Origin of the sequence: Citrobacter sp. C1 (genome assembly GCF_014596895.2) — a bacterium.
Taxonomy (GTDB): Bacteria; Pseudomonadota; Gammaproteobacteria; order Enterobacterales; family Enterobacteriaceae; genus Citrobacter; species Citrobacter gillenii.
The window spans coordinates 2,169,922-2,188,262 of the sequence record NZ_CP115035.1; the positions used below are offsets into that span (position 1 = coordinate 2,169,922).

Genomic DNA, 18,341 nt, shown 5'->3' on the forward strand with positions numbered 1-18,341 from the left:
GCGTGATGCCCGTGCATGACATCACGCGCGACGAGGATTAATGAGTGGCCTGCGGGTGTGCAAGACCGTATTGCACCAGCGCATCGGCGAGTTTTTCCAGCCCGTCAAGGGTTCTGATGCCCGCATTCATGGTCTGGACATCAATCACCGGCAGGTGGTTGTCTTTCACCGCCGGGATAAGACGGGTAACCGGGTCAGACTTGAGGTATTCCATTTTGACTTTCCAGTCATCCGCCGGGAAACGGCGACGGCCCATCTCGCCGAGAACAATCACCGATGGACTGGCTTTGGCAATGGTTTCCCAGCCGACAGTCGGCCACTCTTCCGCGGAATCAATGACATTTTTTACCCCGAGGGTTTGTGCGATCCACGCGGCGGGGCCAAATTTACCGGCAACATACGGATCAAGCTGCAGATCGGCGCTGGAGAACCAGAAGACGGCAGAAACGTTATTCTCCATGCCGGTGATCTTCGTTTTGGCTGCGGCCTCGCGGGCTTTGAGGCTGGCTATCAGCTCATCGCCCTTGTCCTGCACATCGAAGATTTTGGCCAGATCGGCAACTTCCTGGTAGACCATGGCGATATCAAACATGCCTTTACGCACACCATCGCCGCCGTCTTCATTGTCTTTTGCACAATCGGCAGGGGCGGTATAAACCGGAACGTTGAGTTCACTGAATTGTTCATAAGAGGCAACCGTCCCCGCGGGGCCAATCTGCCATTCAAACTGGCTGGCAACCAGGTCTGGTTTTTTGGCGATAATGCCTTCAAAGCTGGGTATGTTTTGCGCGATGACTGCAATCTTGTCATTCGCCGCTTTGTACTGTTCAGGAACCGGGCCAAACCACAGCGATGTGCCTACAACGCGATCGGCCAGACCCAAAGAATAGAGGATTTCAGTGCTGTTCTGACCCACTGTGGTCACGCGCTGCGGGGCTTTATTAAAGGTAATATCTCGACCACAGTTTTTGATAGTCAGCGGATATTGCGTCTTTGCTGCCGTCGCCATATTACTGGTCAGGAAGAGTGCCGCGCCGGTCAGCGCCAGAAGTGAATATTTGCAATAAGCAGAGGTAAAAACAGAATACATTATCATTGTCCCGTTGATGCCAGCGCTTCAGCGTCTGGTCATTATTTATTTCGCGGGACAGGCGCATGACGATAGATGACATTTCATCATGACATTCAGGCAAAATAATATGAAAATAAAACATATTGTTGCCAGTTTGATCAGGAATCAATTTTGTTCATTCGTCAAATAAATCACCCCATGGACCATCCCGTCCACTCAATGTATAAAACCATGACAGTAGGTCTCCTGGCTTACGGTAATCAGAATATCGGCCTTCCCATAAAAATATTTTACAGTGACCTGTAGTGAATCATCACTACACAGAGATATTCAGCATCCGCTTACAGTTGCGGGGGCAGCTATGGCATAAGAGAGAAATCATCCGCACCATATTCCGTTTCAAAAGCATGACTGCGCTTTGAAATACTGTCGGAGCGGACTGTATCGGTATGCTAATATTGCGTCAACCGCTGTAATAAGTAGGTAGTATTTAATTGTCATTTTTAATTCCTTTTAAATCATGTGGTTAATCTTTAATGGTTCATTGTGATGTGCCGAAGATAATAAATATTTGGTAAATTAAATGAGAATTATTTGATGTTGATCAATTAACGATGTGGTGTTGAAAAAGAATAAAATGAATAGTGAGAAATACACGCTTATTAAATAATCTGCGCCACATCACATTTTTCAATGTGTTTTTCCATATGGACAATTTGTTGCTCGCCACCTTCATCAAGGAACACGTTAAAGTGATTGTTGCACCAAAACTGATAGCCGCCGGGTAAAAAATGATGGGTATGCAAGTAGAGCGTTTTATATTGCTGATGCTGACAATATGCTTCTGCCAGTGTCATAAGTTGGCGGCCTATACCTCGACGGCGGTGTTCCTGTTCCACGTAACAGCGGCAAATTTCTGCGGTGTTGGCTAAATCATAGCGCCCGCGCAATGCCATGATTCTGTCATCGTACTGACACACTGCCAGCGTAGCGATAAGTTGCTGGTGTGCATCCCACACGCCGAGCAGTAGATTTCGGGGGTGGTGCAGGTAGTGTGAACGTAAATCTAATATGTCTTCGTCAGGACGTGGAGTGGGCCTGTTAGCCTGAAAATAGAGATTTAAATGACGGATAATAAATGACTGAACGGCGGGAATATCCGACTCGGTAATTTCGCGAAAGGTATACGTAGCATTAGGGTTCATTGTTGTGGGTATTATCAGGAGTAGGGGAAATGATAATAGCAACTCAGCGGGGATTGCAGAAGTGAAGAGTGACCGACAAGCAAAGCCTGCCGGCCATCACTAAACGTTAAATATCAGCCAGTGCGGCGTCACGGTTCGGGAAGAACGCCAGACGGCCGGGGATGGGTTGGATACCCGCACGCGCCATGGTGCGTAGCGGTTGGAACTCCAGATTACTGATACGTAATTCACAGCCTTCCGGCAGTCGTTTAACAAAACGCTGGAAGGCGTCCAGACCACCGGCATCCAGTACCGGGACGGCATCCCACTTCAGTACCACGATGCGCTTGCCTGCAATACGTGTTTCGAGATCGGTAAACAATCCCTCCGCTGCGGCAAAGAACAGCGGGCCAATCACGCGCAGCACCAGCACATCGTCCGGTACGTCTACGTTAACCGGTGCCAGGCGCGTCATGCGCGCAATGCGGCGCATAAACAGCAGCGAGGCAAGGACGATACCGACGCTGATGGCGATTACCATATCGAACAGTACGGTCAGCGACATACACATCAGCATCACGATGATGTCGTCTTTCGGTGCGTGACGCAGCAGATCCACCACTTTATGGGCTTCACTCATGTTCCACGCCACCATCAGCAGCAGGGCCGCCATGGCGGAAAGTGGCAGCCAGGAAAGCCACGGAGCTAATACCAGCAGGGCGAGGATCACCAGAATCGCGTGGATCACCGCAGAAATGGGCGAGGTGGCCCCGGCGCGAACGTTAGCCGCAGAGCGGGCAATTGCGGCGGTGGCGGTGATGCCGCCAAAGAATGGCGCGACGATATTCCCCAGCCCTTGACCCACCAGCTCGCTGTTGGCTTTGTGCTTGGTGCCGGTCATCCCGTCGAGCACCACAGCGCACAGCAGGGATTCAATCGCGCCGAGCATCGCCATCGAGAAGGCAGCCGGTAACAGCGCCCGTAATGAACTCCAGCTTAGCGTAAAGTCCGACCCCGGCATATCCCACGGCAACACCAGCTGTGGCAGCAGTTGCGGGATACCGTTGCCCTGCGAACCATCCGCCAGAATGTAGTGGAACTGAGAACCGATGGTCGCGACATGGCCACCTGTCAGGTTCACGATGCCCATTACCGCACAACCGGCCAGCAGCGCCGGAAGATGACCAGGCAGGCGGATCCCCAGACGCGGCCAGAAAATCAGGATCCCCAGCGTGACCACGCCAATGGCGGCATCACCAAGGTTAATGGTCGGCAGGGCCATAAACAACGCACCCACTTTTTGCAGGTAGTGTTCCGGGACGTGTGCCATCTGCAGACCGAGAAAATCTTTAATCTGCATGGTACCGATGGTGATACCGATACCTGAGGTAAAGCCTAAGGTAACGGAGACCGGGATATATTCGATCAATCGGCCAAATCGGGCGAGGCCGAAAAGGATCAGGAAGATCCCGGACATCAGCGTAGCCACCAGCAGACCTGCCAGCCCGAACTGCTGCGACACCGGATATAAAATCACCACGAAGGCGGCGGTAGGACCGGAGACGCTAAAACGTGAACCACCGGTAAGGGCGATAACAATCCCGGCAACGGCTGAGGTATACAGGCCGTATTGTGGCGCAACGCCGCTGCCAATTGCCAACGCCATTGCCAGCGGGATAGCAATAATGCCCACGGTTATCCCGGCGATCAGATCACGGGTAAAGCGCGAGGCGGTATATTTTTCTTTCCAACAAGCGTCGATGAGGGCGCGGAAAGGCATCACATGTGAGGAAAATAGTCTGTTCACAATAATGTTTCATCCATGAGCGCATCATCTATCTAGAAAATGATAGTTGAAGTTGGCATAAATCATACAAATAAATAAAACGGATAAAAAAACCCGCCGCAGCGGGTTTTTGAGCCGGGCTCGATTAATGCTCGAACATAGCAGAGATGGATTCTTCGTTGCTGATACGACGAATCGCTTCGGCCAGCATACCCGACAGGGTCAACGTACGCACGTTCGGCAGTGCTTTGATTTCGTCGGTCAGTGGAATGGTGTCACAAACCACGACTTCATCAATCACCGAGTTGCGCAGGTTGTTTGCCGCATTGCCTGAGAAGATCGGGTGAGTTGCGTAAGCAAATACGCGTTTGGCACCACGTTCTTTCAGCGCTTCTGCTGCTTTGCACAGCGTACCGCCGGTATCGATCATGTCATCAACCAGGACGCAGTCACGACCTGCAACGTCACCAATAATGTGCATCACCTGAGAAACGTTCGCACGCGGGCGACGTTTGTCGATGATAGCCATATCGGTATCGTTCAGCAGCTTAGCGATAGCGCGGGCACGCACGACGCCACCGATGTCCGGAGAAACCACAATCGGGTTGTCCAGGTTCAGCTGCAGCATGTCTTCTAACAGAATTGGGCTACCGAATACGTTATCAACCGGTACGTCAAAGAAGCCCTGGATCTGTTCAGCATGCAGGTCAACGGTGAGGACGCGGTCAACGCCAACGCTTGACAGGAAGTCAGCGACGACTTTTGCGGTAATCGGTACACGAGCGGAACGTACGCGACGATCCTGGCGTGCATAGCCGAAGTAAGGAATAACGGCGGTGATACGGCCTGCGGAAGCACGGCGCAGAGCATCGACCATAACGACCAATTCCATCAGGTTGTCGTTAGTAGGGGCACAAGTGGACTGGATGATGAAAATATCACCACCGCGTACATTTTCATTAATTTGTACGCTGACTTCGCCGTCGCTAAAGCGACCTACAGCGGCGTCGCCGAGTGAAGTGTACAGGCGGTTGGCAATACGTTGTGCTAGTTCCGGGGTGGCGTTACCAGCAAAAAGCTTCATATCAGGCACGAGAAGAACCTCAGGCATGCGTCCATTGGTGGAAAGAATCTGCCGAAAACTGTGCGGGCCAGGCAGTATCCTCTCCAGGCGGTGTATTAAAGAGCGCGATGCAACGTCTGGAACGGGGTGACGTTGTCACCGCAACTCAGCTTGCCCGGCTTACTCGTTATCTTTCGCGTTTCATGTGCGCTGGCATCAATTCCTCACACCAGTCACATACTTTTGTATGCTCCTGGCGATTCGTTATCTCGCCATCTTCCTGAAACCCGAATGATTTAGAGTAACGCTCTGTGCAATGGGGAGAGGTTGACACCTTTCGCCACAAAGCCTTCGAGCCATTCCGGGGCTTGCTCAAGCACCTGGCGAGCACGAGACTCTGTATCAAATTCAGCAAAGACACAGGCCCCTGTACCAGTCAGGCGCGACGGCGCATATTCTAACAGCCAAGAAAGCACCGCATCAACCTCGCGAAAACGTTTTCTTGCGATAACCTCGCAATCATTGCCGAATTCACATTTTAGTAACGTTTCTATTGACCTTTTTGGCGTGTTGCGCGGGAGTTCCGGGTCTTTAAAAATCACCGGCGTCGGAATACTGACGCCAGGATGAGCAACCAGGTACCATTTTTCCGGTGGATTGACCGGCGTGAGAATTTCTCCCACCCCCTCGGCGAAGGCCGCGTGTCCGCGTACAAATACCGGCACGTCGGCACCCAGAGTTAATCCGATGGTTGCCAGTTCATCGACGGACAGCCCGCACTGCCAGAGGTGGTTCAGTGCCACCAGAACCGTTGCGGCATTCGAGGAGCCTCCGCCCAGACCCCCGCCCATTGGCAGGCGCTTATCAATGCTGATGGCCGCGCCACGCCCGGCGGGCAAGCGTCCACTTTCTGCGGCAGTTTTCATCAGCAAACGTGCGGCGCGCACGATCAGGTTATCTTCATGCTCCACACCCGCAACCGGGGTGAGTAGATGAATGTCGCCGTCATCGCACAACTCAATGCGGATATCATCGCCGTAATCGAGAAACTGAAACAGCGTCTGCAGCGTGTGATAACCATCCGCACGCTGTCCGGTGATGTATAAAAACAGATTCAGTTTTGCCGGAGAGGGCCAATGGGTCATCATTTCACGATCCAGTTATCCATTTTCAGCTTAATGCGCTGGTCGCCGTCGGACAGTTCCATGTTAGCGGGCATCGCTGGCTGCGTTTTGCTGTCGTAGGCGCTGTACACCACTTTCCAGCGCTTACCGTTCTGGCTGTAGTTGACTTCGCTCAGACGGTACTGCGCGTCAAGTTTGTAATCGGTGGCATCGCCCGGCAGACCGAGGATCCACTGACGCAGGCTATTGAGAGGAATCGGCATGCCGGTCAGTTTGCCAATCATTTCTTCGGCGTCATCGGCGGTATAATGCTTGCCTTTATTATCGACAAGCTCGACGTTGCCTGGCTGGGCTTTCAGTTCCAGTTCGGTACTGCCCAGCGGATTGGTCAGCAGCAGACGATAGTTATCCTGACCGGTTTGCTGCCAGAAGAAGCGGGCATAGACCTTCTGCTGTTCGGAAATGTAGGCAAACGCGCCGCGAGTCTGATACTGGTGCAGCGCACGCACTTCCTGCTGGTGCTGACGCCACTGCGGGGAGTCCGGGCTTTTGCCAGGACCTTTCGGCGCATTGAGTGTACAGGCGGTGAGGACCAGGCTTGCCAGCGGCAGCAGGCGGATCAGGCGAAAATCAGGCAGGGTCATAATGATGACAAATCCTTGAGATACGTTGCAGTTATAGTTCTTAATGCTAGCGCCGCCATCTAACCTCGTCTACGTTCACGTTATCTTAAATCACTAAAATTTGTGCACTAAGCTATTACTCCAAAAGGGGGCAGTCTCTTTTATTGGCCGCACGCATCCTGTATGATGCCCGCAGTCTAACCTTATCAACGCTGGTACTATTCCCGCACACATGACCCTTTTAGCGCTTGGTATTAACCATAAAACGGCACCTGTATCGCTGCGAGAACGCGTAACGTTTTCGCCGGATACGCTCGATCAGGCGCTGGACAGCCTGCTTGCGCAGCCAATGGTGCAAGGCGGGGTAGTGCTGTCGACGTGTAACCGCACGGAGCTGTATCTCAGCGTCGAAGAGCAGGATAACCTGCAAGAGGCGCTGATCCGTTGGCTGTGCGAATACCATAATCTGAATGAAGAAGAACTGCGCAGCAGCCTTTACTGGCATCAGGACAACGACGCCGTCAGCCATCTGATGCGGGTTGCCAGCGGCCTGGATTCGCTGGTACTCGGCGAGCCACAAATTCTCGGCCAGGTGAAAAAAGCCTTTGCGGATTCGCAAAAAGGCCACCTGAACGCCAGTGCGCTGGAGCGCATGTTCCAGAAATCGTTCTCCGTCGCCAAACGTGTCCGCACCGAAACCGACATCGGCGCCAGTGCCGTGTCCGTTGCTTTTGCGGCCTGTACGCTGGCGCGACAAATCTTTGAATCGCTGTCCACGGTAACCGTACTGCTGGTTGGCGCAGGTGAGACCATCGAACTGGTGGCGCGTCATCTACGCGAACACAAAGTGAAGAAGATGATCATCGCCAACCGTACGCGTGAACGTGCGCAGGTGCTGGCAGACGAAGTCGGCGCTGAGGTGATCTCATTGAGTGATATCGACGCACGTTTACAGGACGCCGATATCATTATCAGTTCTACCGCCAGCCCGCTGCCGATTATCGGTAAAGGGATGGTGGAGCGCGCGCTGAAAAACCGCCGCAATCAGCCGATGCTGCTGGTCGATATCGCCGTACCGCGCGATGTTGAGCCGGAGGTCGGCAAACTGTCGAACGCTTACTTGTACAGCGTTGACGACCTGCAAAGCATCATTTCGCATAATCTGGCGCAGCGTAAAGCGGCGGCGGTAGAAGCCGAAACGATCGTCGAGCAGGAAACCAGCGAATTTATGGCCTGGCTCCGCGCCCAAAGCGCGAGTGACACCATCCGCGAATATCGCAGTCAGTCAGAACAAGTGCGTGATGAACTGACCGCCAAAGCGTTGGCTGCTCTTCAACAGGGCGGTGATGCGCAAGCCATTATGCAAGATCTGGCCTGGAAACTGACTAACCGCCTGATCCATGCACCAACCAAATCTCTTCAACAGGCTGCCCGTGACGGGGATAGTGAACGCCTGAATATTCTGCGCAACAGCCTCGGGCTGGAGTAGCAGCACACCAATCTTATTTTTTACAGGGTGCATTTACGCCTATGAAGCCTTCTATCGTTGCCAAACTGGAAGCCCTGCATGAACGCCATGAAGAAGTTCAGGCGCTGCTCGGCGATGCGGGAACCATCGCAGACCAGGATCGCTTTCGTGCGCTGTCGCGCGAATATGCCCAGTTAAGCGATGTTTCTCGCTGTTTCACGGACTGGCAACAGGTTCAGGATGATATCGAAACAGCACAGATGATGCTCGACGATCCTGAAATGCGTGAGATGGCGCAGGATGAACTGCGCGAAGCAAAAGAAAAATGTGAACAGCTGGAACAGCATCTGCAAGTGCTACTGCTGCCGAAAGATCCGGATGACGAACGTAATGCGTTTCTTGAAGTGCGTGCCGGAACCGGCGGCGATGAAGCGGCGCTGTTTGCAGGCGATCTGTTCCGTATGTACAGCCGTTACGCTGAATCTCGCCGCTGGCGCGTGGAGATCATGAGCGCCAACGAAGGTGAACACGGTGGCTATAAAGAAATTATTGCCAAAGTGAGCGGCGATGGCGTGTATGGTCGACTGAAGTTCGAGTCCGGCGGTCATCGCGTACAGCGCGTTCCGGCCACCGAATCTCAGGGACGTATCCATACCTCTGCCTGTACGGTCGCGGTAATGCCTGAGCTGCCGGAAGCGGAACTGCCGGACATCAATCCGGCTGACCTGCGCATTGATACCTTCCGTTCATCGGGGGCCGGTGGTCAGCACGTTAACACCACCGACTCGGCTATTCGTATTACCCACTTACCGACCGGTATTGTGGTTGAATGTCAGGACGAACGTTCACAGCACAAAAACAAAGCTAAAGCGATGTCGGTGCTGGGCTCACGTATTCGTGCCGCCGAAGTGGCGCGACGCCAGCAGGCGGAAGCCTCCGAGCGCCGCAACCTGTTAGGCAGCGGCGATCGCAGCGATCGTAACCGTACCTATAACTTCCCACAGGGTCGCGTAACCGATCACCGCATCAACCTGACGCTCTACCGTCTGGACGAAGCGATGGAAGGGAAACTGGATATGCTCATTGAGCCGATTGTCCAGGAATACCAGGCCGACCAGCTGGCGGCGTTGTCCGAGCAGGATTAATGGATTATCAGCACTGGTTGCGTGAAGCAATAGCCCAATTACAGGACAGCGAAAGCCCGCGCCGCGACGCCGAGATCTTACTCGAGACCGTTACCGGCAAAGGGCGTACCTTTATTCTGGCGTTTGGTGAAACGGTATTAACCGCGGCACAGCAGGAACAGCTGAACGCGCTGGTGGCGCGTCGTCAACGGGGAGAGCCGGTGGCGCACTTAACCGGCGTTCGCGAGTTCTGGTCGCTGCCGCTGTTCGTGTCACCGGCGACGCTTATTCCACGTCCGGACACCGAATGCTTAGTCGAGCAGGCGCTGGCACGCCTGCCTGCCTCTGCGTGCCGCATTGTGGATTTGGGGACCGGTACGGGCGCTATTGCGCTGGCGCTGGCTTCCGAGCGCCCGGACTGCGACGTGACGGCGGTTGATCGGATGCCGGACGCCGTGGCGCTGGCGATCCGCAATACGCAGCATCTGGGCATCAACAATGTGCGCGTGCTGCAAAGCGACTGGTTCAGCGCTTTACAGGGGCAGCAGTTCGACATGATCGTCAGTAACCCACCGTACATTGATGAGCAGGACCCGCATCTGGCACAAGGCGATGTACGTTTTGAGCCGCTGACCGCGCTGGTGGCCGGCGATCATGGCCTGGCGGATATCGTGCATATCATCGAACAGTCTAAACACATGTTAACCCCTGGCGGCTATTTGCTACTGGAACACGGCTGGCAGCAGGGGCAGGCGGTGCGTGACGCGTTTACGCGCAGTGGATACCAGGCGGTCGAAACCTGTCGTGATTACGGCGGCAACGAGCGCATTACGCTCGGGCGCCTCGCTGCATGACCACCTTCAGCCTGTTGCTCGGCGTTCATCTTATTAGCATTGCGCTGTCCGTGGGGCTGCTCACGCTGCGTTTTTGGTGGCGTTACACGCAAGCACGCCTTGCGTCAGCACGCTGGACGCGGATTGCTCCGCCGGTCATTGATACCGTTTTGTTACTCAGCGGCGTGGCGTTGATCGCTAAAACGCACATCCTGCCATTCACCGAACAGGGGACATGGCTGACTGAAAAGCTGTTTGGGGTTATCATTTACATCGTTTTGGGTTTTATTGCGCTCGATTATCGTCGGGCGCGCAGCCAGCAGGCGCGTTTAATCGCCTTTCCGCTGGCGCTGGTGGTGCTGTACATCATCATTAAACTCGCCACCACAAAAATACCGTTACTGGGGTAATCATGAGGTCGTTAGCTGATTTCGAATTTAATAAAGCGCCATTGTGCGATGGGATGATCCTGGCATCGGAGTCTATCCGCCTGGATTTCCCTACGCAATCTGTCTACGACGAACTGGAACGTCTGGCCAGCCTCGCGCATGAAGAAATTAGCCAGCTCCTGTCTCAGGATGAGCAACTGGAAAAATTGCTGGCACTTTTTTACGGCGACTGGGGGTTTACGGATACCCGCGGCGTCTATCGTCTTTCTGATGCACTTTGGCTCGACCAGGTCCTGAAAAATCGTCAGGGCAGCGCAGTCTCGCTTGGCGCCATCTTATTGTGGCTGGCCAATCGGCTGGATCTGCCGCTGGTGCCGGTGATTTTCCCGACGCAGTTAATTCTGCGCATTGAATCACTGGAAGGCGAAATGTGGTTGATTAACCCGTTCAATGGCGAAACGTTAAATGAGCACACGCTGGAAGTGTGGCTAAAGGGCAATATCAGCCCGGTAGCTGAGCTGTTTAACGAAGATCTCGATGAGGCGGATAACGCGGAAGTGATCCGCAAACTGCTCGACACGCTGAAATCATCGCTGATGGAAGAACGGCAAATGGAGCTGGCACTGCGCGCCAGTGAGGCCTTATTGCAGTTTAATCCTGAAGATCCGTATGAAATACGCGATCGCGGATTGATCTACGCGCAGCTGGAATGTGAACATGTTGCGTTAACCGATTTAAGTTATTTCGTTGAGCAGTGTCCGGAAGACCCGATCAGCGAAATGATCCGTGCGCAGATAAATACTATTTCGCACAAGCATATTGTATTGCATTGATTAATGACACTTTACCTACCGTTTAAGGCGATCCTATGAAACAAAAAGTGGTTAGCATTGGCGACATCAACGTGGCAAATGACCTGCCATTCGTGCTGTTTGGCGGCATGAACGTGCTGGAATCCCGCGATCTGGCGATGCGCATTTGTGAGCACTACGTAACCGTTACTCAAAAACTGGGTATCCCTTACGTGTTCAAAGCCTCCTTTGATAAAGCCAACCGTTCTTCCATCCACTCTTATCGTGGTCCGGGCCTTGAAGAAGGGATGAAAATCTTCCAGGAACTGAAACAAACCTTTGGCGTAAAAGTGATCACCGACGTGCATGAAGCCAGCCAGGCGCAGCCTGTGGCTGACGTTGTGGACGTGATTCAGCTTCCGGCCTTCCTCGCTCGCCAGACCGACTTGGTTGAAGCGATGGCGAAAACCGGTGCCGTTATCAACGTCAAAAAACCGCAGTTCGTAAGCCCTGGTCAAATGGGTAATATCGTGGATAAATTCCATGAAGGCGGCAACGACAAGGTTATTCTGTGCGATCGTGGCGCAAACTTCGGTTACGACAACCTGGTTGTGGATATGCTGGGCTTTGGCGTGATGAAGAAAGTTTCCGGTAACTCACCGGTTATTTTTGACGTTACCCACGCGCTGCAGTGCCGTGACCCGTTCGGTGCTGCAAGCGGCGGTCGTCGTGCGCAGGTGACTGAACTGGCGCGTGCCGGTATGGCGGTGGGTCTGGCGGGTCTGTTCATTGAAGCACATCCGGATCCAGCCAATGCGAAATGTGACGGACCTTCCGCGCTGCCGCTGGCGAAGCTGGAACAGTTCCTCACCCAGATCAAAGCGGTTGATGATCTGGTGAAAAGCTTCGACGAACTGGATACTGAGAACTAAGTTTGGCTTGTGTGCCCGATGGCGCTTACGCTTATCGGGCCTACGACGCAAAAATCACTGTAGGCCGGATATGACGCTTTGCGTCGCATCCGGCTTTTTTATGAATCAAGCAAAGATCGTCATCAGATAGGCGATAAACAGTGCCAGATGTGCCGCACCGTTAAGCACGTTCGTGCGCCCGGTCGAGAAGGAAATTTGGCACAGTACCAACGAAGAAACCATCACAATCATCTCTGGCGAACCTAAGCCAAACACCAGGTCGTTGCCCGTCGCCCACGCAATCAGCGTTACAACCGGAACTGTCAGCGAAATGGTGGCGAGCACGGAGCCGAAGAACAAATTCATCGCACGCTGTACCTGATTGCTCAGCACTGCTTTCAGCGCACCCAGCCCTTCAGGGGAGAGGATCAGCAATGCGACAAGGAAACCAGTGAACGCAACCGGCGCATTCAGTTCCGTTAACAGCGTCTCCAGTGGGTTGGCGTTCATTTTGGTCACTGCGATAACCGCAATTAAATGGACGATAAGCCAAACCGCATGCCACATATTACTGTGCGCTGACGGTTTACCGTGGTGCGGGTCGTCGTCGTCACCCTCGTCTTCGTGTTCGTAAATAAACAGGCTCTGGTGCGTTTTTGTCTGAATCAGAAGAAATACGCCGTACATTGCGGCAGAAATTAACGCCACCAGTAGCGCCTGTGCAGTGGTGAAATTCGCGCCCGGCAATGCCATCGGGAACACCAGCACAATAATGGCCAGCGGGAACAGGGCGATCAAATACTGTTTAATACCAAACAGATTCATATACTGGGTGGCAAATTTACGCCCGCCTAACAGTAATGAAAAACCGACCAGACCACCGGTGACAATCATAATGATTGAATAGAGCGTATCGCGCATCAGGGTCGGCGCGGCGTCGCCCGTTGCCATTAATGCAGAAATTAAGCTGACTTCAAGAATAACCACCGACAGGCTCAGGATCAGGGAACCATAGGGTTCACCGAGTCGGTGGGCTAATACGTCTGCGTGACGTACAACGCTAAATGCACTGCTTAATATACCCACCAGGGCAAGCGCATTAATGCCGATAACCACTGGTAGTGACTGACTGCTCCCCCATAAGAACAGAACTACCAGCGCCAAAATCGGGAAGACGAGCGAGGTCTCCTTGTGGCGGGTTTTTACCGCCTCATGTGCATGTGTCATTCACTTCTCCATCTCTGCAGGTATTTATAATTATAAATGTATTAAAGAATGTAAAAAATAACAGATATCTCGGTATTTCCGATCTGTTTTTACGTAATTTTACGGCGTGGCCCGTTTCTTGCTTCAAAGTGAATATAATCATTTATCTTGTTTAGAGACGATTTAAATAACAAGGTGTTAGTTTTAATGGTGCACAAATATTGACACTCATAACGAGCAACATGTCGGTGCCGATCGCGCCATCAGTACAGGATATAAAGTGCCGTTGAGCCTTTGTTGCCTTGCATGCAGCCAGTGAATTGCCTATTGTCCTGATATTGGTTTCAAAATGAACAGCAAAAAAGCCCGGAAGGCGTCAAAAAGTTGTCGCAGGGACGTTGCAGTGGCGGAGGTGTAAGGTGTTAACGCGTGATTTTTTATTGAATGCCGACTGTAAGACGGCATTTGGTGCTATTGAAGAATCACTACTCTGGTCAGCGGAACAACGGGCAGCCTCACTGGCTGCCACACTCGCTTGCCGACCAGATGATGGACCGGTGTGGATCTTTGGTTATGGATCGTTGATGTGGAACCCGGCCTTAGAGTTTGAGGAGTCGTGTACCGGCACGTTAGTCGGCTGGCACCGGGCATTTTGCCTGCGCCTGACGGCGGGACGAGGCACGGCGTGTCAGCCTGGACGGATGCTGGCCCTGAAAGAAGGGGGCCGCACCACCGGTGTAGCCTACCGCTTACCGGACGCCTCGCTGGAGCAAGAGTTGACGTTGCTGTGGAAGCGCGAAATGATCACCGGCTGCTATCTTCCGACCTGGTGTCAGCTCACGCTTGATGACGGGCGGACGGTCAATGCGTTGGTCTTTATTATGGATCCGCGGCATCCATTGTTTGAGGCAGATACGCGCGCGCAGGTGATCGCGCCGCTTATCGCTACCGCCAGCGGACCATTGGGAACCAATGCGCAGTATCTGTTCTCGCTGGAACAGGAATTGTCCCGGTTAGGCATGCAGGATGATTGCCTGAGCGAACTGATCGTCACGGTCAAACGACTGCTGGGCGAGGTGTTACCGGAAGGGGTCATGCGGCCAGGATTTGCCTGAGTCGGCGAACTGCCCGATAAGCGAGAGTGCTTTCGGGCAGCTAACTATCAGGCGGCGATATAACTGATGGAATGTTCCAGCGACTGGCTGTGGCTGTCGATCAGAACATTCCACGTGCCGGTATACGGCACGGTCAACCATGCGTTATCACGATCCTGCACGCTTAAAATGTCGGTCTGCGTGTCTTTGACGTGATTTTTTTCGCTCATCAGATGAATGTGACAGCGCTCAGAACAGCGCACCACCACGGTATCTCCACCAAACAATTTCAAACTTGCCTTCACTAATGCCATTTTTCACCCCGTTCTTGAAAACAACGTACTTTCTGTCGAAAGTGCTGCGTGATGTTGTTCACATTTCACTCATGGCATAACACCAAAGGGGGAGGGACAGGATGCTGATTTTGATCAAAAAATGGCATAACGATTAAACAAAAATGACAAAATCCCTGAAAAGCGTTGAAAGGGCGTGCTTACGTTTAGCGAAACCGCGCCCCAGGCAGATTAAATCTGGAAATATCCGGCTCTTTCAGTGCGCTTGCCTGAAAAGTCGTCTATCAGAAGGTTAACACCTTATCCGCCGCTAGCGTCCACTGGGCTAATTCCACCAATGTCCCGACTTCAACGCCGTCGATTAACGGCAGCGTGGTGATGCCACGACCATCGGTGCAGGTTTTGCACAGTTTCACCGGCACATTTTGTGCGGTCAGGATCTCCAGCATTTGCTGAATATTGTAGCCTTCCGTCGGCTTCTGCCCGCGTATTCCCGCCGTTACCGCGTCCGACATCAAAAAAAGTCGCAGATCGAGGCTGTCATCCTGTTCGCGCAGGGCAATGGCCAGACGCAGACTGTTAAATAACGATTCGCTTCCATAGGCCGCACCGTTCGCGACGATCACTATCTTTTGCATTTTGACTCCTGTTGTCAGGGGGGCATGGATATTGCTAGCTCTTTGGGAAAACCCGTTATCCGTGAGAGCAGAGATGATGACACATGCGCAAGACCCCGGTGCCACGCAATGGTTTCACCACGCACGTCAGCTTGAGAATACCCAGCTTCGCCAGTTGGCGCAGTCAGGCCAACTGGTGACGCGCATTAGCCATCTGGTGCATATGCTACAGTGCGAACGCGGTGCATCCAACATTTGGTTGTGCTCCCGTGGGTCACTTTACGGTCCGGAGGTCCGTGCCAGCCGCGCACTGGTGGATGAGGAATGTCGACAACTGCACGCGCTGTTTACGCAGCTTATGCCGCAGGCCAGTAGCACGCTATGCCATCGCATCGCCGGTACCGTCTGGTGCCTGGCGCAGTTGCCCGCATTGCGTGAAGCGGTCAGCGGGCAGGCGTTAGATGCGCAACAGGCCATGGCGCAGTACAACCGTGCGCTGCGGCATGTGCTCGGTATTGTCCCGCAACTTAATGACAGTATTGATGACCCCTACGTTGCCCGCGGGATGGTGGCCCTGTACAGCTTTATGCAGGGCAAAGAGCTGGTGGGGCAAGAGCGGGCATTGGGCGCGATTGGCTTTACGCTTGGCGAATTTGAGCCGCCTATGCGCCAGGCGCTGGTGGATCGGATCGACGGACAGCAGCCGTGCTTTGAAGCCTTTAGCTCACTGGCCTCACCGGCGCTGGTGCAGCATTTTCGCCAGCAGTGTGAAGCCTCTGGCACGATTGAACAGTTGCGTCGACAGGTTTGCACGCGACACCCGCAGGCCGATAACGGCGAAAGCACGCTGCGCTGGTTTACGTTGCAGACCCAGCGGCTGGAACGTTTACGCGACGTGGAGGAGAGGCTGATCGGCGAGCTGATGCAGGCCGTTGAGCGGCGTCTGGCGGAAGACGCCAACGCGCTGCCGCTCGATAACTGGCTTGATGATAGCGCCGATGACAACCTCTGCCTGCGTCGCGACAAACAGCTTCTGCTGCTGGTTCGCCAGCAGGCACGCCAGCTCGAGCAGATGAGCGGCCAACTGGCGTCGCTACAGGATACGTTAGAAGAGCGGAAGGTGATTGATAAGGCGAAAAGTGTACTGATGAATCATCACAATATGAGTGAGGAACAGGCCTGGCAACGGCTGCGCAAAATGGCGATGGATAAAAATCAGCGGATGGTGGATATCGCCCGTGCGCTGTTGACCGTGAAATCACTCATTCAGGGATAGCGGCTGCACAACAGACGAGCAGCCTCTGCCATATTCGGGTGCAAAATAACGTCACCGGGAGGTAAAAGCCGCTCAGCGCGCCAGCGAAATTCTGGCATCCGAATTGCATTCATCTCTACAGACAGTTTAGCAACAGACCAACGGCGGTTTGTCTGCTTTGAGGATAAAGGCGTCCTGCAATGCTTCGGCATTGCCGGGCGCTTTTTTTTTGTTATGGGGAGCATGTATGGATGACAGAACAGTTTTGCTAACGCGGCGGCGATTCCTGCAGGCCAGCGCCGCCATCGGGGGGGCATCCCTGATTTCCGGCCTGATGCCATCGGTGTGGGCTGCAGGGTCTGACGCGCCAGAAATGACCACGGTCAGAGTGGGCTTCATTCCCCTCACTGACTGCGCGCCGTTGGTGATTGCCGCGTTGAAAGGCTTTGATAAAAAGTACGGCATTACGCTGGTGCCCAGCAAAGAGGCCAGTTGGGCGGCGGTACGTGACAAACTGGTTTCCGGCGAACTGGACGCCGCCCACGTTCTGTATGGACTCTTGTACGGGCTGGAGTTGGGCATCGCCAGCAAACCGCAGGCGATGGCAAATCTGATGACGCTGAACCAAAACGGCCAGGCCATCACGCTGTCTGCTGCGCTGCAGGAGCAGGGGATCGCCGACGCGCCGTCGCTGAAAAAGCTGATTGCCGGGCAGGCGCCAGGAACCTACACCTTCGCGCATACCTTTCCTACTGGCACGCACGCCATGTGGCTCTATTACTGGCTGGCCAGCGCCGACATCAATCCGTTTACCGATATCCGTACCGTGGTGGTGCCGCCGCCGCAAATGGTGATGAACATGCGCATCGGCAATATGAGCGGTTTCTGCGTCGGCGAACCGTGGAATGCGCGGGCCATTAACGACCGCATCGGATTTACCGCCGCTACCTCGCAGGCCATCTGGCCCGATCATCCGGAAAAAGTGCTCGGCACGCGCCGGGAATGGGTGGAGAAGCATCCGCACACCGCCCGGGCGCTGGTCAGCGCCGTACTTGAGGCGTCGCGCTGGATTGACGCCAGCGAGGCCAACAAACGTGAAACGGCGCAAATCCTTGCCGGGCGCGCCTGGCTCAATACCAAAGCACAGTACCTGACCGGGCGCATGCTGGGCGAATACGACAACGGTGCTGGTCATCGCTGGCAGGACGCGCACCCGATCCAATTCTTTCGTGACGGGGAAGTCAGCTTTCCGTGGCACTCGGACGGCATGTGGTTCCTGACGCAGTTCCGCCGCTGGGGACTGCTTAAGCAGGCACCGGACTATGAGGATATTGCGGCCAGGGTCAACCGTATTGATATCTGGCGCGACGCGGCGACGGCCGTAGGCGGCATAACCCCGCCAGCGCAGCTACTGCGTACCAGCACGCTGATGGACGGTACCGTGTGGGACGGTCGCGACCCGGAAGCGTATGCCAACCGCTTTACCCTCCACCGTAAAGGAGCCTGAG

18 protein-coding genes and 1 riboswitch are annotated in these 18,341 nt (G+C 54.0%); of the genes, 9 read left to right on the top strand and 9 right to left on the bottom strand.

All coding sequences use genetic code 11. From position 1 onward, the window contains the following. Positions 1–37: 37 nt before the first annotated feature. The 6 genes from IB214_RS10520 to lolB all read right to left on the bottom strand — a co-directional run bounded on the left by IB214_RS10520 (position 38) and on the right by lolB (position 6,873). Positions 38–1,090, bottom strand: a complete 1,053-nt coding sequence (locus IB214_RS10520; protein WP_115258283.1) for an ABC transporter substrate-binding protein — start codon at positions 1,088–1,090, stop codon at positions 38–40. A 200-nt stretch (positions 1,091–1,290) separates the two neighbouring features. Next, positions 1,291–1,518, bottom strand: a riboswitch (cobalamin riboswitch). A 216-nt stretch (positions 1,519–1,734) separates the two neighbouring features. Continuing rightward, entirely contained in the window at positions 1,735–2,277 is a 543-nt protein-coding gene (locus IB214_RS10525) for a GNAT family N-acetyltransferase (RefSeq protein WP_117342911.1), read from the bottom strand. Between the two features lie 106 nt (positions 2,278–2,383). Beyond that, positions 2,384–4,063 (bottom strand): C4-dicarboxylic acid transporter DauA, encoded by a 1,680-nt coding sequence (gene dauA, locus IB214_RS10530; protein WP_115258285.1) that lies wholly within the window; start codon positions 4,061–4,063, stop codon positions 2,384–2,386. A gap of 124 nt (positions 4,064–4,187) precedes the next feature. Further along, positions 4,188–5,135 (bottom strand): ribose-phosphate diphosphokinase, encoded by a 948-nt coding sequence (gene prs, locus IB214_RS10535; RefSeq protein ID WP_001518537.1) that lies wholly within the window; start codon positions 5,133–5,135, stop codon positions 4,188–4,190. 266 nt (positions 5,136–5,401) lie between these two features. Further along, positions 5,402–6,253 (bottom strand): 4-(cytidine 5'-diphospho)-2-C-methyl-D-erythritol kinase, encoded by an 852-nt coding sequence (gene ispE, locus IB214_RS10540; RefSeq protein ID WP_117342910.1) that lies wholly within the window; start codon positions 6,251–6,253, stop codon positions 5,402–5,404. Continuing rightward, positions 6,250–6,873 (bottom strand): lipoprotein insertase outer membrane protein LolB, encoded by a 624-nt coding sequence (lolB, locus tag IB214_RS10545; protein WP_117342909.1) that lies wholly within the window; start codon positions 6,871–6,873, stop codon positions 6,250–6,252. The genes ispE and lolB overlap by 4 nt, the downstream gene beginning before the upstream one ends. A gap of 211 nt (positions 6,874–7,084) precedes the next feature. On the opposite strand from lolB, the gene hemA reads away from it, so the two are divergent. From hemA to kdsA, 6 genes are read left to right on the top strand one after another with little or no spacing between them, the layout of a single operon-like run. Then, entirely contained in the window at positions 7,085–8,341 is a 1,257-nt protein-coding gene (gene hemA, locus IB214_RS10550; protein WP_096756765.1) for a glutamyl-tRNA reductase, read from the top strand. Positions 8,342–8,382: 41 nt separating this feature from the next. Next, a complete protein-coding gene (prfA, locus tag IB214_RS10555) occupies positions 8,383–9,465 on the top strand; it encodes a peptide chain release factor 1 (protein ID WP_115258288.1) in 1,083 nt (360 codons plus the stop codon). Continuing rightward, positions 9,465–10,298: a peptide chain release factor N(5)-glutamine methyltransferase gene (prmC, locus tag IB214_RS10560; RefSeq protein WP_117342908.1), complete on the top strand. Its 834-nt coding sequence runs from the start codon at positions 9,465–9,467 to the stop codon at positions 10,296–10,298. Before prfA ends, prmC begins: the two co-directional genes overlap by 1 nt. Beyond that, positions 10,295–10,687 (top strand): invasion regulator SirB2, encoded by a 393-nt coding sequence (sirB2, locus tag IB214_RS10565; protein ID WP_096756768.1) that lies wholly within the window; start codon positions 10,295–10,297, stop codon positions 10,685–10,687. Before prmC ends, sirB2 begins: the two co-directional genes overlap by 4 nt. Before the next feature lie 2 nt (positions 10,688–10,689). Beyond that, on the top strand, positions 10,690–11,499 hold the full coding sequence (gene sirB1, locus IB214_RS10570) for an invasion regulator SirB1 (RefSeq protein WP_096756769.1): 810 nt from the start codon (positions 10,690–10,692) through the stop codon (positions 11,497–11,499). Between the two features lie 35 nt (positions 11,500–11,534). Beyond that, positions 11,535–12,389: a 3-deoxy-8-phosphooctulonate synthase gene (gene kdsA / locus IB214_RS10575; protein ID WP_096756770.1), complete on the top strand. Its 855-nt coding sequence runs from the start codon at positions 11,535–11,537 to the stop codon at positions 12,387–12,389. 105 nt (positions 12,390–12,494) lie between these two features. On the opposite strand, the gene chaA is transcribed toward kdsA, so the two are convergent. Then, the gene (gene chaA / locus IB214_RS10580; RefSeq protein WP_115258290.1) at positions 12,495–13,595 is read right to left on the bottom strand and encodes a sodium-potassium/proton antiporter ChaA; all 1,101 of its coding nucleotides are present in this window, start codon (positions 13,593–13,595) and stop codon (positions 12,495–12,497) included. A 398-nt stretch (positions 13,596–13,993) separates the two neighbouring features. Here chaA and IB214_RS10585 point away from each other — a divergent pair, with 398 nt between their 5' ends. Beyond that, the gene (locus IB214_RS10585) at positions 13,994–14,689 is read left to right on the top strand and encodes a gamma-glutamylcyclotransferase (RefSeq protein WP_115258291.1); all 696 of its coding nucleotides are present in this window, start codon (positions 13,994–13,996) and stop codon (positions 14,687–14,689) included. A gap of 47 nt (positions 14,690–14,736) precedes the next feature. On the opposite strand, the gene IB214_RS10590 is transcribed toward IB214_RS10585, so the two are convergent. Both IB214_RS10590 and IB214_RS10595 read right to left on the bottom strand, forming a co-directional pair. Next, positions 14,737–14,982: a DUF1883 domain-containing protein gene (locus tag IB214_RS10590; RefSeq protein WP_096756773.1), complete on the bottom strand. Its 246-nt coding sequence runs from the start codon at positions 14,980–14,982 to the stop codon at positions 14,737–14,739. Positions 14,983–15,245: 263 nt separating this feature from the next. Continuing rightward, positions 15,246–15,599, bottom strand: a complete 354-nt coding sequence (locus IB214_RS10595) for a DsrE/DsrF/TusD sulfur relay family protein (protein WP_096756774.1) — start codon at positions 15,597–15,599, stop codon at positions 15,246–15,248. A 73-nt stretch (positions 15,600–15,672) separates the two neighbouring features. Here IB214_RS10595 and nasR point away from each other — a divergent pair, with 73 nt between their 5' ends. Both nasR and IB214_RS10605 read left to right on the top strand, forming a co-directional pair. Continuing rightward, entirely contained in the window at positions 15,673–16,854 is a 1,182-nt protein-coding gene (nasR, locus tag IB214_RS10600) for a nitrate regulatory protein NasR (RefSeq protein WP_117342907.1), read from the top strand. A 226-nt stretch (positions 16,855–17,080) separates the two neighbouring features. Beyond that, positions 17,081–18,340, top strand: coding sequence for a CmpA/NrtA family ABC transporter substrate-binding protein (locus IB214_RS10605; RefSeq protein WP_117342906.1), 1,260 nt, complete (start codon positions 17,081–17,083; stop codon positions 18,338–18,340). The last annotated feature ends 1 nt before the right edge of the window (position 18,341 follow it).

Coding starts and splice junctions, on each gene's coding strand:
- IB214_RS10520 (WP_115258283.1), bottom strand. CDS start 1,090: ATGTATTCTGTTTTTACCTCTGCTTATTGCAAATATTCACTTCTGGCG.
- IB214_RS10525 (WP_117342911.1), bottom strand. CDS start 2,277: ATGAACCCTAATGCTACGTATACCTTTCGCGAAATTACCGAGTCGGAT.
- ispE (WP_117342910.1), bottom strand. CDS start 6,253: ATGATGACCCATTGGCCCTCTCCGGCAAAACTGAATCTGTTTTTATAC.
- lolB (WP_117342909.1), bottom strand. CDS start 6,873: ATGACCCTGCCTGATTTTCGCCTGATCCGCCTGCTGCCGCTGGCAAGC.
- hemA (WP_096756765.1), top strand. CDS start 7,085: ATGACCCTTTTAGCGCTTGGTATTAACCATAAAACGGCACCTGTATCG.
- prfA (WP_115258288.1), top strand. CDS start 8,383: ATGAAGCCTTCTATCGTTGCCAAACTGGAAGCCCTGCATGAACGCCAT.
- prmC (WP_117342908.1), top strand. CDS start 9,465: ATGGATTATCAGCACTGGTTGCGTGAAGCAATAGCCCAATTACAGGAC.
- sirB2 (WP_096756768.1), top strand. CDS start 10,295: ATGACCACCTTCAGCCTGTTGCTCGGCGTTCATCTTATTAGCATTGCG.
- sirB1 (WP_096756769.1), top strand. CDS start 10,690: ATGAGGTCGTTAGCTGATTTCGAATTTAATAAAGCGCCATTGTGCGAT.
- kdsA (WP_096756770.1), top strand. CDS start 11,535: ATGAAACAAAAAGTGGTTAGCATTGGCGACATCAACGTGGCAAATGAC.
- chaA (WP_115258290.1), bottom strand. CDS start 13,595: ATGACACATGCACATGAGGCGGTAAAAACCCGCCACAAGGAGACCTCG.
- IB214_RS10590 (WP_096756773.1), bottom strand. CDS start 14,982: ATGGCATTAGTGAAGGCAAGTTTGAAATTGTTTGGTGGAGATACCGTG.
- IB214_RS10595 (WP_096756774.1), bottom strand. CDS start 15,599: ATGCAAAAGATAGTGATCGTCGCGAACGGTGCGGCCTATGGAAGCGAA.
- nasR (WP_117342907.1), top strand. CDS start 15,673: ATGATGACACATGCGCAAGACCCCGGTGCCACGCAATGGTTTCACCAC.
- IB214_RS10605 (WP_117342906.1), top strand. CDS start 17,081: ATGGATGACAGAACAGTTTTGCTAACGCGGCGGCGATTCCTGCAGGCC.